Genomic DNA, 14,969 nt, shown 5'->3' with positions numbered 1-14,969 from the left:
GCTCACCTCCGGTTAGATACTGAAGATGCTGCGCCCATGCCGTAATAGAGAGAATGCCCACCCAGGGCAATCCACTATTACGCCAACTGAAACGCCGGATGCTCGCGCAACGCCGTGACGCAGTAGTCAACAAAGCTGCGCACGCGCATCGACGCATGGCGGCCTTCGCGGTAGACCACATGCACCGGCTGCGGCGGCAACTCGAAGGCAGGCAATAGGCGCTGCAACTGGCCGCTCGCCAGGTGTTCGTGCAGCGGATAACTCAAGGCCCGAATCACGCCCGCTCCCTGCACTGCCGCATTGATCGCGCCTTGGACAGTGGCGCAACTCAGCCGGGCGCGAGCCTTGAGGGTGTAATGCGGGAAATCCCAGTGCACTGGGTCGGCGCTGGCAATCAGATGATGCTGCTTGAGTTCAGCCGGATGCCGGGGTTCGCCCCGGGTCGCCAAGTAAGCTGGGCTGGCGCAAAGGACAGTGCCCACCTGCCCGACCTGCCGCGCGATCAGCGACGAACTGGGCAATTCGCCGACCAGCACCGCCACGTCCAGCCCTTCTACGTGCAGGTTCGGGTAATAGTCGTGGTAATGCGCGATAACACGCACCGCCGGGTAGCGATCCGCATAGCCGGCCAACAACGGCGCCATGACATAGCGGCTGAACAGCAACGGCAGGAATATCCGCAGGTCGCCCTGGGCCTGCACATGCAAACCGTTGGCCGAGGCCTCGGCCGCGTCCACCGCTGCTAGCAGGCGCACGCAGTCGGCAAGGTAAGCCTGGCCTGCATCGGTCAGGTAGACCCCGCGTGTACTACGTTGCAGCAACACCACGCGCAGACGTGCCTCAAGGCGCGCAACCGCTCGTACCAGCGTCGGCCCGGAAACCTGCGCATGACGCGCCGCCGACGCCAGGCTGGGTTGCCCGGCCAGCGCGGCAAACAGCTGCATATCGCGAAAACGCTCCATCAGGCGCGCCGCTTGGTCGCCGCGCTCAGGGCCGGGTCCTGCCCGAGGCGCTGGCTGAGGAAATCCACAAACGTATTGACCTTGGCCGGTACGCGGCCGTTTTGCTGGAACACCACGTGGATCGGCAGTGGCGCCGGTTCGAAATCCTCCAGCACCAGCTCCAGCTCACCCGCCGCCACCGCTGCGGCGACTTGATAAGACAGCACCCGCGTCATGCCCCAGCCCAGGCGGGCCAGGTTGATCGCGGCATTGTTGGCGGTGACCACCAGGCGTGGCTCGATCGGTACCTTCAGCGGCTGGCCGGCGTCAATGAATGTCCACTCACTCACCAGTTGGCTGGACGATGAGGTGACAAGCTTGGCCTCACGCAACTGCTCAGGGCGCTGGGGCCGCCCGTGTTGGTCAAGATAAGCCGGCGATGCGCACACCACCCGGCGTACTTCGCCGACCTTGATCGCTTGCTGCAAGGATGGCTGCAGGTGGCCGATACGCACCGCCACGTCAACACCTTCGTCGGTCATATTGACCACTCTGTCGACCAGCAAGGCGTTGATGCTCACCAAGGGAAAACGGTCCAGGTAATCCCCCAGTACCGGCGCCACATACAGCTCGCCAAACAGTACCGGTGCGGTCACCGTCAACTGGCCGCCCGGGATGGAATAACTGCCCGCCGCCGCTTCCTCGGCCTCATCCAGTTCGGCAAGGATGCGTCGGCAATCTTCCAGGTAACGCTGGCCGGCTTCGGTCAAGTGCAGGCTGCGGGTGGTGCGCGCCAGCAACTGCGTGCCGATGCGTTGTTCCATGGCGGCAATGGCCCGAGTCACGCTGGGCGGCGAGGTGTTCAGGCGGCGCGCGGCAGCCGCGAAGCCCTCCTCCTCGGCCACGGCCAAGAACACCTGCATTTCATGAAATCGGTCCATCGGCGCCCCTCGGTTGTTATTGCGATTGCAGCCCCACCGCCGTACGCGGCATGCCAACGAAACCCGGCAGTGCTTCGATGCTGGCCAGCCAGGCGCGTACCTTAGGGTAGTCGGCAAGGGACACATTGCCTTCCGGCGCGTGGGCCACGTAGGTGTAGAAGGCGATGTCGGCAATGCTGGGCTGCTCACAGGCGAGGAAACGGCTCTGGTTCAGTTGCTGCTCCATCACGCTCAGCAAGGCATGGGCACGGTTGATTGCGCTGACCGTGTCCACCTCGGCGCCAAACACCGTGGCCAAGCGAGCCGTGGCAGGCCCGGCATGGAGTGGGCCAGCAGCGGCCGAGAGCCAGCGTTGTACTCGCGCCTGGCCAGTCGGGTCACTCGGCAGCCATTGGCCGTTGCCATAGGTGCTGGCCAGGTAAAGCAGGATGGCATTGGAGTCGGCCAGTACCGTGCCGCCGTCATCAATCACCGGCACCTGGCCAAAGCTGTTCAGGGTGGTGAGGAACTCAGGCGTTTTATGCGCACCTTGCTTGAGGTCCACCAGGATAAATTCACTCGTCAGCCCCAGCAGGGACAACATCAGCTCGACCCGGTGGGAGTGGCCGGACAGGGGGAAACCATAGAGTTTGATCGCAGGCTGGGTCATGACAGGCTCCAAATGAGTGGGTATCGACGCCACGGATGTTCTACCGCTGCCTTGTCTGGCGGAATGACCAGGATTCACAATCCAGCATTTCATCCAGCGAAACAATCCTTCGTGTACGTCGCAGCCAAACGTGGCGCGAAGATTTCATAAAAAAATTCAAACTATCGCCTTCCCCATCGTTCACACCTTCACGTGCAACGTTAAGTAGGAGGCAACATGCAGTACCGACAACTGGGTCATTCCGGCCTGCTGGTATCGGAAATCATCCTGGGCACCGTGCCCTTTGGCGGTCGCGCAGAATTTGAAAAATGCGGTGCGGTGGATGTGCCCCTGGCCAAGCGCATGTTCGATATGGCGTTCGACGCCGGGGTGAACATGGTCGACACCGCCGACCTCTATTCCCACGGCCTGGCCGAAGAAGTGGTGGGCAAGGCGCTGGGCGACAAACGCAACGAGATCCTGCTGGCCACCAAGGGCCGCAGCCCGGTGGACGACAACCCCAACAACTCCGGCTCATCGCGCTACCACTTGATCCGCGCGTGCGAAGCCAGCCTCAAGCGCCTGGGCACCGACCACATCGACTTGTACCAACTGCACAACTGGGACGGTATGACGCCGATCGAAGAGACCCTGGAAGCCCTGCGCCTGTTGGTGGGTTCGGGCAAGATCCGCTACTTCGGCACCAGCAACTTCACCGCCTGGCAGATGATGAAAACCCTGGGCAAGGCCGAACTACACGGGATGCTCAAGCCAATTACCCAGCAGATCTACTACACCCCGGAATCCCGCGAGGCCGAGTACGAGTTGCTGCCATTGGCCCTGGACCAGCAGGTCGGCACTTTGGTGTGGGGCCCGATGGGCGAAGGCTTGCTGACCGGCACAACCCGACGCGGGCACAAGCCGCCGGCCAATACTCGCCAGGGCAGCGGTTGGCCGGAACCCTATGTCCACGACCAGGAACGTGCGCTGGACATTATCGAGACCCTCGCCGCCGTCGGTGATGAACATGGCGTCTCGGTCGCCCGCACCTGCCTGGCCTGGCTCAAGGATCGCCCGGGGATCACCTCGCTGATTGTCGGCGCCCGTACCGAAGCACACCTGCGCGACAACCTGGCGGCCACTGAACTGAAACTCACCGAAGCGCAGTCGGCGCGCATCGAGGCCGTCACGCGCCGTCAGCCGTTGTACCCCTACTGGCACCGCTTCACCGCCGGGATTGATCGTTTTGACCCCGCGGAGCAACCGTTCCTCGCCGAGCATCAAAAGACCTTGGATGCGCGCACGGACAAGTAACACAAAACCCGCCCCAACGCCGATTGATTATGCGAGCGCAATGCTCAAAGCAACGGAGATCCAATGTGGGAGCTGGCTTGCCTGCGATAGCGGTAGTGCAGTAACAGTTGCAGCGACTGACCCACCGCTTTCGCAGGCAAGCCAACGCCTTCATTTGACATGCATCCCCTGTGGGCGAGCTTGCCCTCATGCCAGTGAGTTAGGCGAATACAATGCTCAAAGCAATGAAGTTCAACGCTTGGGTGACATCCAGGCGACGCGCGCCATCGCCGCCGGGTCGAGCATTTCCAGGCAGCGGCACAGGGAGCTGAAATCCGGCGATTGTGACAGCGACAGATGCAAGGTCTGGCTGGCCGACACCGGCACCACCGACCGCTGCGCGCACTGCCCGTCGTAGATCAGCGCATGCCGGATCATCGGGTTTTCTCGGCAGAACTTCAGCAGGTCAACCTGGCGCAAACGCACCAGCGCGGTGTTGATGATCAACAGGTCGAACATCACGCCGTTCGAACGCGTCAACGCCTGCACCTCGTCGAACGAGCTCAAGGGGGCGATGCGGTAGTAGCCCAACTGGTTGAGCATCTTCTCGATCTTGACCCGCTGCAAATGCTCTCCATCGGCGATCAGAAAACGTAACGCTTTATTGGACATAGGCAAACCTGGCAGATGGGCAGCGACGACGATCCTTCAACGCTCGCTACATTACCCGCCAGGGTTAAGCCTGGCTTTAAGACGATTCCGAAACGGCAACAAGCCGCGAGCCTCGCAAGTGATTAGACTGGCGTGCAGACCACGCCACCCCGTTCTTCGAGAACCAGCCCATGCGCAACCTGTTCCTCGCCAGCCTCTGCTTGCTCACCACCGCCCTCGCAGGCTGCCAGCAACACCCGCCGGCCAATGACCAACTCGACGCAGTGCTCTGGACCCAGACTTCCATCGAGCATGAACTGATCTACCGCCAGCTCTTCGCCAATGCCACCCGCCAACTGGATGTTGCCCTGGCCGACCCGAGCTGGGACGCCCTGCCCTTTGCCCCACGCAACCTGACCGGCCTGCCCCCGGCGGTGGTGGTGGACATCGACGAAACCCTGCTGGACAACGTGCCCCTCAACGCCCGCGACATCATCAACAATCAGGTCTATTCCTATGACCGCTGGAACACCTGGGTCGAGCAGGCCAAGGCCCAGGCATTGCCAGGCTCGGTAGCGTTCCTGCAGGCAGCCAGACAAAAAGGCATCCAGGTTTACTACCTCACCAACCGAGAACACAGCCAGGTCGCGGCCACCGCAAAAAACCTGCGTTTGCGCGGCTTTCCGATTGAGAGCGACGCACAGATCCTGGCGGCCAGCACCCCCACCGGCCACTGCGAAAGCGCGGGCTACGGCAAGCAGTGCCGCCGCCAGTGGGTCGCCAACCATGCCCGCGTGCTGTTGATGGCCGGAGACTCCCTGGGAGATTTCGTGCAGGCCGAACACAATACCCTGGCCGCGCAGCGCAAGGCCGTCGAACCCTATGTGAACTGGCTAGGCCAGCGCTGGTTCCTGTTGCCCAACCCGAGCTACGGCAACTGGTACAGCGCGCCGTATGGGGACGATGAGCGCTTGCCGTTTGCGCAGAAACGCAAGCTCAAGCAGCGGGCATTGCTGTTGCAGGAATAGGGTGTGTGGCTCCCACGGGGGCCATTCGAGCTCGACAAGTGATGACTCAGACTTTAACGTTCTGCCGAATATTCCAGCCAAACTTCACCGGCCCTCCCTCCTTGGCGCCATCGGCCTTCTGCGGCTGGTAGCTGAACTCGACAGTAGCGAAGTTCAAAGCGATACGGTCGTACAGCACATCGCCGGCCTTTTCTGCGCTGGTGCTGTAGGACACCACCATGACCTCCTTGAGCGTCATCACCAGATACTCAATCGGGCTGGCCCCTCCCGCCTTGCGAACCACCAGCCTGGCTTCGGGATAATGCTTACCGCTTGCACAGGCCATCATCAGGTTGGGGCTGGATTTGTCCAACGGTTTAACCAGGTTCAGGTTGGCAAAATCCGCCTTGCCGGCACCACCGCCGGTACCGGCGTGCATCGACCCGGTCTGCGATACACCCCATGCCCATTCGGTAATATCAATTTCATCGCGATGGGCCTGGTCCCGTGATTCACCTTTGATGTCGCCCAGTTTCAAAAACATATCAACGGCCATGTTGGCTCCTTGTCCTAGCGTGCGTCGGTAATGACGTGGGTCGCACTGTTGATCAGGCGGAGCGAGCATACTATTGCGTGAGGCGCCTCGGTATTTGGGCCCGATGGAATTCAAGCGGATGCTGGAGCATGAGCCACGAGAGTCGAAGTTGGTCTCGGAGGCGATGAATACGGCGCTAACGTGTGCCGGAGCGCTGCTAAGCTGGGTAGCCATTACTAGTGGCGTTGCACTAATACCTTTCACTGCGGGGGTCAGCGCAGTGATCTCGTTTATTGGGAAGGCAGCCCTAATTGCAAGCGGCGCGCAATGTTTCATCGGGTTAGGGCGTGCGGGCGCTGAGGTGCTAGTTCCACGGGACCTTGATCAGTTGGATAACGAAGCCTGGTTTCAGGCCGTAGCCGCGCTGCTGGATGCTATTGCATTGCTTGGCGTTGCCACCTCAGCCTTAACCGTAACCAAAACAGTCAACACCACGCGGAAAGTCACCGGAAAATCCTTCACTCAGGTGCTCAGAAGTCTGAATCGACAAGAAAGGGTAAAGCTCAATAATGAGTTGCTCAGACTCCAAGATCCCCGGTTAACACCAAAAATACTCAAGATTAAACAATCCAACAGGGTGCTCCCCAAGCGAATCAGCGCTACGAAAATGCGACAGACTACCGCCAACCATATACAAGAGACGTTAGCCGCAGCGCTCGGCCTCACCGGTAGTGCAATATCCGGTAATGTCAAAACATTGGCCATTGGTATCTACGAGGAAGTCCCCCAATAAACAACTTAAGGCAAACCTCGTAGAGCGACTTTGATGATAGTGATCAAGGTTCTCAAGGCCCTCGCAAGCACTAGCGATCACACCTTTCTGGATCGTTCATTTTTTGCTATTTCGTTGGAAATCCAAGCAACACCAAGCGTCATAGCGATAAGAAAAATTTCAACAATAGCGAGCCAAATCAGGGTCATCCAATACTGCTTTGGTTGCTCCAGAAGCGTGTAAGTGGCGGAAGGCCCTACACGGCTGAAAGCCACAATCACGCCGCGAATTAACCCATCAACTATCTGGTAGCCTAAAAGCCCCGTACAAACGGCGAGAGCCGCTGTAACGCACCATAACGACCGACTGTCAGAACGTTTCATGGAGCTGCTCCTGAGCCCAAAATCCAGGCGGCATTCTGCCTGGAATGGGTAAAGAATCAGCAAAAGGAAACCATTTAACTATTTAGACTACAACCTTAAAAGAAATGACCTACACCTCTGAGCGCGGAACTCACACCGCCCTGGCCGCAATCGCCTCCACCTCCACCAACGCCCCCGGCAATGGCAACGCCACTACTTGCAACGCGGTGCGCGCCGGTTTGTTCGGTTGCTCGGGCGTGCCAAAGAACTGGGTATAACCGCGCTGCAAACCGGCAAAATCCAGCTTGCCATCAGTCTCTTCGGCGCCGACCAGAAACACCCGTAACTGCACGATGTCGCCCAGGTCCAAGTCATGTTGGCGCAGGATCTGGCGCAGTTTGTTGAACACTGAAACGCTCTGCACTTCAGTGTCGCCATACACCCCAGGCACCTTCGGGTCGGCGGGGTCCGGTAGCGTGCCGCTGACAAACACCAGGCTGGCCGAGGCCGGCACGGTGACGGTTTGCGAGATGGGGAATTCGCCGACGCTGGTGCGGTGGATGCTGTTGCTCATGGTGAGGCTCCTCAGGATGCGGCCAACGCCGCGAGTTGGTGTTGTTGGGTGATGCGCTCGGCCAGTTGCGCGACCACATGGCGCGCCGAGTTGGCTGCCGATTCCTGCCAGATGCCCACGCCGCTTTGCACCAGGCCGTCGCCGGCGAAGTACACCCGGCCATGGGGCTGTTCAAGCAACGCGTGGGCTTGGGCGGGGAAGTGTTCGCGTTGCAACCACGGGCCTTCGCTGTAGGGGATCTGCTCCCAGGACACCGCCAACGGGTTACGCAAATGCCTGGCATAACCTGGATGCAACAGCTCTACGGCTTGCCGTGAGGCGGCGTACTGCTGATCGAGCGGTTGGGCGCCAAACACGTCGGCGCCTTCGCCGGTCACGTAACCGGCCACCAGCACGCCTTCGCGGGTGTTGAGGTCGTTGCTGGGGTACCACAGCAGGCGCGCCGGATGCTCGATCCACGACAAGCCGCCGTAGGTACGGTAGTCGGTCTCCCAAAAGCGCGGCGATTGCCAGGCCACCTTGGTCGCCTGGTCGCTGCGGGTGCTGAGCAAGGCCGCCTTGACCGGCGCGCTGAAGTCGGTATCGAGCTTGGCCAGCAGGGGCAGCGGCAGGGTGGAGATTAAAAAGTCGGCACGCACCACCTGTTCACGGTCACTGCGCTGGTCGTGGTAAGTCACCGCCACGCCGTCCTCCAGCTGGCGGATCTGCCGCACCTGGGCGCCCAGTTGCACCTGCTCCTGCACGCGCCGGTAGAAGGCCTCGGTGATCCGGTCCATGCCGCCCACCGGCTGGAACATGGTGGCCGAAAATTCTGGGAACTCGGTGTGCAGTAAAGCCCCCCAGAGTTCCGGGTGCAGCAACCGCTCCAACGTCAACGGGCTGCGGCGGGCGGGCAAGGCGCCAGGGTGAGCGGCGGATTCAAGGTGCCCCGAACGCAGGGTGCCCTCAAACGCCAACGCCTGGGACAGGTCGCCATAGACCTGCAAAAAAGCCAGCAGGCGCGTGCGCTCTTCGCCACTCAGTACATCGTCAAGGGCATCGCGTTGCACCGCCTTGGCCAACAAGCCGGATAAATGCCCACGCGTATCGTTGAGCGCCTGGCCGACGCTGAACGCTGCCTGGCTCAGGTCCGGTCGCACCTGGGCGCCATGACTGCTGTTGACCAGCACTTCCAGGGGCACGCCCAGTTCACTGCAATAGTCGAGGATCGTGCGGTGCTGGCTGGGAATACGCGCCGGCCCGGCGTTGAAATACTGCCCAGGGTCAAACCCCACCGTCTGCGAGCGACCGTCCTTATAGTCCACGCGGTCGCCGTTACGCAGAGTCCAGGTGCGGCCACCCACGCGCTCGCGGGCCTCCAGCACCTGCACGCTGAAGCCCGCGCGCGTCAGCTCCAGCGCAGTGACCAACCCGGCAATTCCGGCGCCCAGCACCAGTACACGGGTGCCCTGCCCCAGGCCGTCCTTGAGTTTCAGTGGTTGCGGTCGACGGTGTGACGATGGGCCCAGCCCCAACACTGCCAGTGCATCCTTGACCGCTTTCTCACCGCCCACCGCGGCGATACTCGACAGCGCTTCACGTCGTGTCAGTCCCATGTCTGTGCCTCCTTAATCCGGCAGCCCGGGCGGGTTGATCAGCGACTGGTCGACCCGTTCCACATCCAGGCCCCAACGTTGCAGCACCTGCGCATATTGCCCCCCGGCAATCGCACCTTGCAGGGCGGTGTGAATCGGTTTGACCAGGCCGTTGTCCTTGCGCGTGGTCACCGCGATATCCGCCTGCAACGGCCAGCCACCATTGACGGTGCCGACGCGCTTGATGCCGCCGGTGATCGCTGCCGAATAGGCGTACACCGAGTTCGGCCCGAACAGTGCGTCGCTGCGCCCCGACTGCACCGCCAGTTGCGCGGCGGCCTGGTCGTCGAAGTACTGCAACAGCGCCGGTTTTAGGCCGGCTTTCTCATTGGCCTCGTTCCAGGCCAGCAGGACTTTTTCCTGGTTGGTGCCGGAGCCGACGATGATCTTCAGCCCGGCAATGTCCGCCGCCTGCTTGATCTCACTGATCTTGCTGGTGCTCTTGACGTAAAACCCGAGCACATCCTGGCGGTAGGTGGCGAAGTCGAAACGCTTTTTGCGCGCCTCGGTCACGGTGACGTTGCTGATCACCGCGTCGTATTTGCCCGAGCTGACGCCCAGGGGCCAGTCTTCCCAACTGGTTTGCACCACGTTGAGTTGCAGGCCAAGGCTGTCGGCCACCAATTGGGCGGTGTCAGCCTCGCTGCCGATGGTGGTCTTGTCGTCACTGGCCAGCAGCGCCAGCGGTGGCCCGGCTACGCCTGACACGGCCACAGTGAACTTGCCAGGCTGGGCGAACTTGAAGCCCGGCGGGATCTGCGCGATGGCCGCTTCATTGCGTGGCGCATGGATGCGCGGGCGGTCGGGGCTGAGGTCGACCTGTTGCACGGCAAATGCGCTGTGGGCAGTGGCGCCGGCAATTGCCAACAGGGCGACACGGGCAGTAGTGATAAACATGGGCAGTCACTCCTTGAACTAAAGCACTTTGCCGAGAAAGGCCTGGGTGCGGGGATGTCGGGGTTGGCGAAAAATCTGTTCAGGCGGGCCTTCTTCGATCAGTTGACCGTCGCAGAGGAACACCACGTGGTCGGCCACTTCGCGGGCAAAGCCGATCTCATGGGTGACGATCACCAGGGTCACGCCCAGCTGGGTCAAGCCCTTGATCACGTCCAGCACCTCACCCACCAGCTCCGGGTCGAGGGCCGAGGTGGGCTCGTCGAACAGCAACACTTTGGGGTCGAGCGCCAAGGCCCGGGCGATGGCGACGCGTTGCTGTTGGCCGCCGGAGAGCTGGCGCGGGTAGGCGTCGGCCTTGTCCGCCAGGCCGACCTTGGCGAGCAGTTCATCGGCCTTGTCACGGGCCTGCGCCCGGCTCCAGCGCTTGTGCGCCAGGGGCGCTTCGGCGATGTTTTCCCAGGCAGTGAGGTGGGGAAACAGGTTGAAGTTCTGAAACACAAAGCCCACGTCGATGCGGCGCTTGAGGATCTCGCGTTCGGTGAGTTCAAACAGCAGGTCGCCTTTGCGCCGATAGCCGACGTATTCACCGTCGATGGTGATATGCCCGCTGTCGATCTTCTCCAAGTGGTTGATGGTGCGCAGCAAGGTGGACTTGCCCGAGCCGGACGGCCCGAGGATCACCGTGACCTTGCCAGCGTCAATGCTCAGGTCGATATGATCGAGTACCTGCTGGTTGCCAAAGCGCTTGCCCACGCCCTGAATCTGAATGCGCCCGGCGCGTGCTTCAGGCATGGGCCTTCTCCTTGAACCAGCGGAGCACGCGCTGCAGCGGCGTGGGTGGCAGCACCCGCGCGGTGCCCCGGGCGAAGTGGCGCTCGACGTAGTACTGGGCGCTGGTGAGCACGGTGGTGATGATCAAGTACCAGACCGTGGCGACGATCAACAATGGGATCACCGCCTGGGTGCGGTTGTAGATGACCTGCACGGTGTAGAACAGCTCGGGCAAGGCCAGTACGTAGACAATCGAGGTGCCCTTGACCAGGCCGATGATTTCGTTGAACCCCGACGGCAAGATCGAGCGCAGCGCCTGGGGCAGGATGATCCGGAAGATGCGTCGAGAGGCCGGCAACCCCAAGGCCGCCGCCGCTTCATGCTGGCCGGCATCCACGCCGATCAGCCCACCGCGAATGATCTCCGCCGCGTAGGCCGCCTGCATCAGGCTCAAGCCCAGGACGGCCACGGTAAATTGGCTGAGCACATCCACCGTCGACCACTCGGCGAACACCAGGTCGGTGAACGGCACGCCTAGCACGATGTGGTCGTACAGGTAGGCAAAGTTGTAGAGGATGATCAGCACCAGCAGGGCCGGCATCGAGCGGAAGAACCAGATGTAGCCCCAGGCCAACGCCGCCAGCAACGGCGAACCCGACAGCCGCGCCAGGGCCAGCGCGGTACCCAGCAGGATGCTGAACACTGTACTGAGCAGCGTCAGCAGCAACGTCTGGCCCAGCCCGCGCAGCACCGAGGGCGAGAAGAACCATTGGCCGAACACGCCCCATTCCCAGCGCGGGTTGGTGGCCAGGGAGTGCACGATGGCGAGTAATACCAGCGCGGCGAAAATCGACCCGGCCCAGCGCCAGGGGTGCCGGGCCGGCACTACGCGCAACGCCTTGATCGGCGTGGCGGCACGGCGTTGGCGCAGCGGTTGGGCGCTGACTTCATCCAGCAGGTCATAGGGTTTGGCGACAATGGGCATGTTCTTTTCCTCGCAGGCCTCAGAAGGCGTAAGTCAGCCGGGTGTAGTAATACCCACCGGTAAAACCGTAGGGCGAATAGGTGCCGTAGCTGGCAACCATGGTGCTGCTCGGCACCCCTTGTTTCTTGGGATAGAGGTCGAACAGGTTCTTGGCGCCGATGGCGATGTTCAGGTCTTTGGTGAGGCTGTAGCCCAGGTCGAGGTCGGTGATCCAGCGGGCGTTGTAGACCCGGTCCAGGTCACGATTGGCCGATGAGTTCACTTCCTTGTACGAGCCGTAGCGGGTCAGGGCCAGGTTGAGGTTGAAGCGGTCGATGCGCCAGTCACCGCCCAGGATCAGCTTGGTGTTGGGTTGCACGCCGGTGATCAGGTTGCGCGCCTGGCGGTCCATCAGGTCGTAGGAGGTGCCGAGGATGTCAGTGGATGCCTTGTAGTTGAGGATTTTGGTCTGGTTCCAGTTGAACGCGGCGGTCCACTTCAGCGCGCCGAACGCGCCCAGGTCCTGGTTATAGCTGCTGACCAGGTCCAGGCCTTTGGTGCGAGTGTCGGCGCCGTTGATAAAGTACTGGCCGCCAGAGGTGGAGTTGATACCGTTGTTCTGCAACACCTGGGTGACTTCCGGGCCCAGCAAGGTGCCGGTAAGGGTGATGCGGTCACGCAGGTTGATCACGTAGGCATCGGCGGTGAAGCTCAGGCGGTCGGTGGGTGTGAGCGTGAAACCAAGGCTGAAGTTGGTGGAGCGCTCGGGCTTCAACTCTTGCGCACCTAGCGCCTGGGCCGCCGCCGAACCCACCGGCAGCACGCCATAGTTGATCGACTGATACACCCCATCGACGACGCCATAGGTGGTGGAGCGCGCACTGAACAGGCTGTTGGCCAGGGACGGCGCACGAAAGCCATTGCTCACCGTGGCGCGCACCGCGAACTGCGGGGTGAAGTCGTAGCGGGTGGTCAGCTTGCCGCTGCGGGTGGCGCCCACGCCCTCGTTGTAATGCTCATAACGCACCGCCGTGCCAACGTACCAGTCCGGCATGGGGTTGAAACCCACATCCACATAACCGGCCAGGCTGTTGCGTGACGCGCTGCTTTCTTCGTCCGGTGAAATACCGTTGGTGACCTGCGCCCCGGACGAGGCGCAGTTACCCGGCGCCACGCAGTAACCGCCATTGGCATAGGACGCGTAATCGCCGGCTTGCACCTCGTAGGTGTCGCGCCGATGCTCGAAGCCGTAGGACAGGTCCAAGGGCTTTTGCAGACCGATGTCGAAGCCACGCTTGAAGTCCAGGTTGGTGGTCAGCTCGGTGGAAATCCAGGTGCCGGAGGTGAAGCTGTTCGGCGTGGCTTGGCCCAGGGAAGGGTTCTGGTTGTGGGTGGTGCCCTGCTCCGCTTCGTTGCGCCCGTAGGTGGTAGACAAGTCCCAGTCCCACTCGCCCACAGTGCCCTTGCCACCGAACGCCGCCTGGAAGTCGTCCTCGTCGATGTACCAGGTGGGGGTATACCCGGCCGGGTAACCGTTGGGCCCGGTGGTAATGGTGTTGGTGATGGTCGGCAGGCGGAAGTTCTGCCCCTGCTCGGCCTTGCGTCGCGAGTAAGTGGTGAAGGAGTAGAAGCTGAGGCTGTCGTCGATCGGCAACTCGGCGTTGTAGCCCAGGGTCAGCAGGTTGGTCTTGGGTGTGCCGTAGCCACCATAGGTGGACTTGCCCGCCAGGCCATAGGCTTGCTCATAGGTGTAGCCGTTGGCGCTGGCCTTGTTGTCATCGTTCTGGCTGCGCGCATCCAGGGCCAGTTGTACGATGCCGCCGTTGCCGATTTCGAAGCCCTTGTTGAGGCTTTGCTGCACGGTCTGCTTCTTGCCGTCGTAGCCAAGGCCCGCGTGGGTCACCGAGGTACCGCGGGTATCGGCCTTGAGGATCACGTTGATCACCCCGGCGATGGCGTCAGACCCATATTGAGCAGCCGCACCATCGCGCAGCACTTCGACATGGTCGATGGCGCTGATGGGTATCAGGTCCAGATCAGCCGGCGCCGCGCCGGTGTTGATGCCGTTGATATTCAAGGTGGCACTGGTGTGGCGGCGCTTGCCGTTGACCAGCACCAACACTTCGGCGGCGCTCAAGCCCCGCAGGTTCGGTGCCCGGGCAATACCGCTGGCGTCCCAACCGGTTTTTTCCGGCAGGGTCAGCGACGGAATCACCGCGCTCAACGCCTCCATCAACCCGGGCTTGCCGGTGTTTTGCAATTGCTGGGCGCTGACCACGTCAATCGGCACCGGGCTACTAGTGACCGTGCGCTGCTCGGCGCCACGGTTGCCGGTCACAACGACCGTAGACAAAGTGCTGTCTTCCTGGGCCTGCGAAGCTGCGGCGAACAGCGACAGGGTCAGGGCAGCAGTAGGTTGCAGAATGTGCTTCATATCCATTCCCAGCTTTTTCCAAATCGCAAAGTCGAGCAGGCACGCGCCGGGCACGGCGGGGCCGATGTTCAAAGGGGCGATACGGCGTGGGCTAGGTGTGGGGCAAGCGAGGGGTTTGAAGTGACAACATACGTTGAGCTCCCGTCCAACGACTCTGCGGCGGCGGGAGGATTACCCGGTCAGGCGCGCAGAATCTGAATCACGCTGGGTACCATCCGAGGTCAGGGGTAGGCTGTTGGGATCAAACATAACGGAATGGATTTTAAAAATATAATGCTATTTGGGCATAAGCTAATATTCTGTACTTTCATTATTTATAAAAATAATTATTCATAAAAATGATTTTTAATCTGAGCGCGCAGAACGCTTCAAAGTGTGGCAGGGGGCTTGCTCCCGATGACTGTGGGCCAGTCAAAATGCATTTACTGACACGCCCCCCATCGCAACGGTAACTACCGACGGTAACCACGATGCGAAGCGAGCCGCTCTTGATCTTAGGCGCCCCGTTAAACCACGCTGGCCGGAATTCGACAGGGATTTGGGGGGGTAAACCGGCAGGGATGCC

Annotated in this window: 16 protein-coding genes; 3 read left to right on the top strand and 13 right to left on the bottom strand. The window is 61.4% G+C overall.

What is annotated here, in order from left to right:
- Positions 1-77 precede the first annotated feature (77 nt).
- Genes DK871_RS21390 through DK871_RS21380 form a run of 3 tightly spaced genes read right to left on the bottom strand, consistent with a single transcriptional unit; the run spans position 78 to position 2,531 of the window.
- A complete protein-coding gene (locus tag DK871_RS21390; RefSeq protein ID WP_161906534.1) occupies positions 78-962 on the bottom strand; it encodes a LysR family transcriptional regulator in 885 nt (294 codons plus the stop codon).
- Positions 962-1,882 (bottom strand): LysR family transcriptional regulator, encoded by a 921-nt coding sequence (locus tag DK871_RS21385; RefSeq protein ID WP_161906533.1) that lies wholly within the window; start codon positions 1,880-1,882, stop codon positions 962-964. Before DK871_RS21385 ends, DK871_RS21390 begins: the two co-directional genes overlap by 1 nt.
- Before the next feature lie 16 nt (positions 1,883-1,898).
- Positions 1,899-2,531: a glutathione S-transferase family protein gene (locus DK871_RS21380; RefSeq protein WP_161906532.1), complete on the bottom strand. Its 633-nt coding sequence runs from the start codon at positions 2,529-2,531 to the stop codon at positions 1,899-1,901.
- A gap of 216 nt (positions 2,532-2,747) precedes the next feature.
- Here DK871_RS21380 and DK871_RS21375 point away from each other — a divergent pair, with 216 nt between their 5' ends.
- Entirely contained in the window at positions 2,748-3,824 is a 1,077-nt protein-coding gene (locus DK871_RS21375) for an aldo/keto reductase (protein WP_161906531.1), read from the top strand.
- 231 nt (positions 3,825-4,055) lie between these two features.
- On the opposite strand, the gene DK871_RS21370 is transcribed toward DK871_RS21375, so the two are convergent.
- On the bottom strand, positions 4,056-4,475 hold the full coding sequence (locus DK871_RS21370) for a chemotaxis protein CheY (protein ID WP_161906530.1): 420 nt from the start codon (positions 4,473-4,475) through the stop codon (positions 4,056-4,058).
- A 170-nt stretch (positions 4,476-4,645) separates the two neighbouring features.
- On the opposite strand from DK871_RS21370, the gene DK871_RS21365 reads away from it, so the two are divergent.
- Positions 4,646-5,482: a 5'-nucleotidase, lipoprotein e(P4) family gene (locus DK871_RS21365; protein ID WP_161906529.1), complete on the top strand. Its 837-nt coding sequence runs from the start codon at positions 4,646-4,648 to the stop codon at positions 5,480-5,482.
- A 46-nt stretch (positions 5,483-5,528) separates the two neighbouring features.
- Here DK871_RS21365 and DK871_RS21360 read toward each other — a convergent pair whose 3' ends face one another.
- Complete coding sequence (locus DK871_RS21360; protein WP_161906528.1) at positions 5,529-6,017, bottom strand: type VI secretion system tube protein Hcp; 489 nt, start codon at positions 6,015-6,017, stop codon at positions 5,529-5,531.
- 367 nt (positions 6,018-6,384) lie between these two features.
- Here DK871_RS21360 and DK871_RS21355 point away from each other — a divergent pair, with 367 nt between their 5' ends.
- Positions 6,385-6,789, top strand: a complete 405-nt coding sequence (locus DK871_RS21355; RefSeq protein WP_161906527.1) for a hypothetical protein — start codon at positions 6,385-6,387, stop codon at positions 6,787-6,789.
- A gap of 77 nt (positions 6,790-6,866) precedes the next feature.
- Here DK871_RS21355 and DK871_RS21350 read toward each other — a convergent pair whose 3' ends face one another.
- From DK871_RS21350 to DK871_RS28785, 8 genes are all read right to left on the bottom strand, one after another.
- Positions 6,867-7,151 carry a hypothetical protein gene (locus DK871_RS21350; protein ID WP_094775154.1) on the bottom strand — a complete coding sequence of 95 codons (285 nt, stop codon included), beginning with the start codon at positions 7,149-7,151 and terminating at the stop codon, positions 6,867-6,869.
- Between the two features lie 130 nt (positions 7,152-7,281).
- A complete protein-coding gene (locus DK871_RS21345) occupies positions 7,282-7,704 on the bottom strand; it encodes a RidA family protein (RefSeq protein ID WP_161906526.1) in 423 nt (140 codons plus the stop codon).
- Between the two features lie 11 nt (positions 7,705-7,715).
- A complete protein-coding gene (locus tag DK871_RS21340; RefSeq protein ID WP_161906525.1) occupies positions 7,716-9,299 on the bottom strand; it encodes an FAD-dependent oxidoreductase in 1,584 nt (527 codons plus the stop codon).
- A gap of 12 nt (positions 9,300-9,311) precedes the next feature.
- Positions 9,312-10,235, bottom strand: a complete 924-nt coding sequence (locus DK871_RS21335) for an ABC transporter substrate-binding protein (protein WP_161906524.1) — start codon at positions 10,233-10,235, stop codon at positions 9,312-9,314.
- A gap of 18 nt (positions 10,236-10,253) precedes the next feature.
- Positions 10,254-11,027, bottom strand: a complete 774-nt coding sequence (locus tag DK871_RS21330) for an amino acid ABC transporter ATP-binding protein (RefSeq protein WP_161906523.1) — start codon at positions 11,025-11,027, stop codon at positions 10,254-10,256.
- Positions 11,020-11,991: an amino acid ABC transporter permease gene (locus tag DK871_RS21325; protein WP_161906522.1), complete on the bottom strand. Its 972-nt coding sequence runs from the start codon at positions 11,989-11,991 to the stop codon at positions 11,020-11,022. Before DK871_RS21325 ends, DK871_RS21330 begins: the two co-directional genes overlap by 8 nt.
- 19 nt (positions 11,992-12,010) lie before the next feature.
- Positions 12,011-14,404 carry a TonB-dependent siderophore receptor gene (locus DK871_RS21320; RefSeq protein WP_161906521.1) on the bottom strand — a complete coding sequence of 798 codons (2,394 nt, stop codon included), beginning with the start codon at positions 14,402-14,404 and terminating at the stop codon, positions 12,011-12,013.
- 310 nt (positions 14,405-14,714) lie between these two features.
- The coding region (locus DK871_RS28785) for a hypothetical protein (protein ID WP_218581498.1) at positions 14,715-14,969 on the bottom strand (255 nt) is incomplete at its 5' end.

Source organism: Pseudomonas sp. L13, assembly GCF_009935965.1.
GTDB classification, from domain to species: Bacteria; Pseudomonadota; Gammaproteobacteria; order Pseudomonadales; family Pseudomonadaceae; genus Aquipseudomonas; species Aquipseudomonas lactis.
This window is presented reverse-complemented; position numbering and strand designations above follow the sequence as displayed.

Coding starts and splice junctions, on each gene's coding strand:
- DK871_RS21365 (WP_161906529.1), top strand. CDS start 4,646: ATGCGCAACCTGTTCCTCGCCAGCCTCTGCTTGCTCACCACCGCCCTC.
- DK871_RS21350 (WP_094775154.1), bottom strand. CDS start 7,151: ATGAAACGTTCTGACAGTCGGTCGTTATGGTGCGTTACAGCGGCTCTC.
- DK871_RS21325 (WP_161906522.1), bottom strand. CDS start 11,991: ATGCCCATTGTCGCCAAACCCTATGACCTGCTGGATGAAGTCAGCGCC.
- DK871_RS21330 (WP_161906523.1), bottom strand. CDS start 11,027: ATGCCTGAAGCACGCGCCGGGCGCATTCAGATTCAGGGCGTGGGCAAG.
- DK871_RS21345 (WP_161906526.1), bottom strand. CDS start 7,704: ATGAGCAACAGCATCCACCGCACCAGCGTCGGCGAATTCCCCATCTCG.
- DK871_RS21380 (WP_161906532.1), bottom strand. CDS start 2,531: ATGACCCAGCCTGCGATCAAACTCTATGGTTTCCCCCTGTCCGGCCAC.
- DK871_RS21360 (WP_161906528.1), bottom strand. CDS start 6,017: ATGGCCGTTGATATGTTTTTGAAACTGGGCGACATCAAAGGTGAATCA.
- DK871_RS21320 (WP_161906521.1), bottom strand. CDS start 14,404: ATGAAGCACATTCTGCAACCTACTGCTGCCCTGACCCTGTCGCTGTTC.
- DK871_RS21390 (WP_161906534.1), bottom strand. CDS start 962: ATGGAGCGTTTTCGCGATATGCAGCTGTTTGCCGCGCTGGCCGGGCAA.
- DK871_RS21340 (WP_161906525.1), bottom strand. CDS start 9,299: ATGGGACTGACACGACGTGAAGCGCTGTCGAGTATCGCCGCGGTGGGC.
- DK871_RS21335 (WP_161906524.1), bottom strand. CDS start 10,235: ATGTTTATCACTACTGCCCGTGTCGCCCTGTTGGCAATTGCCGGCGCC.
- DK871_RS21375 (WP_161906531.1), top strand. CDS start 2,748: ATGCAGTACCGACAACTGGGTCATTCCGGCCTGCTGGTATCGGAAATC.
- DK871_RS21385 (WP_161906533.1), bottom strand. CDS start 1,882: ATGGACCGATTTCATGAAATGCAGGTGTTCTTGGCCGTGGCCGAGGAG.
- DK871_RS21370 (WP_161906530.1), bottom strand. CDS start 4,475: ATGTCCAATAAAGCGTTACGTTTTCTGATCGCCGATGGAGAGCATTTG.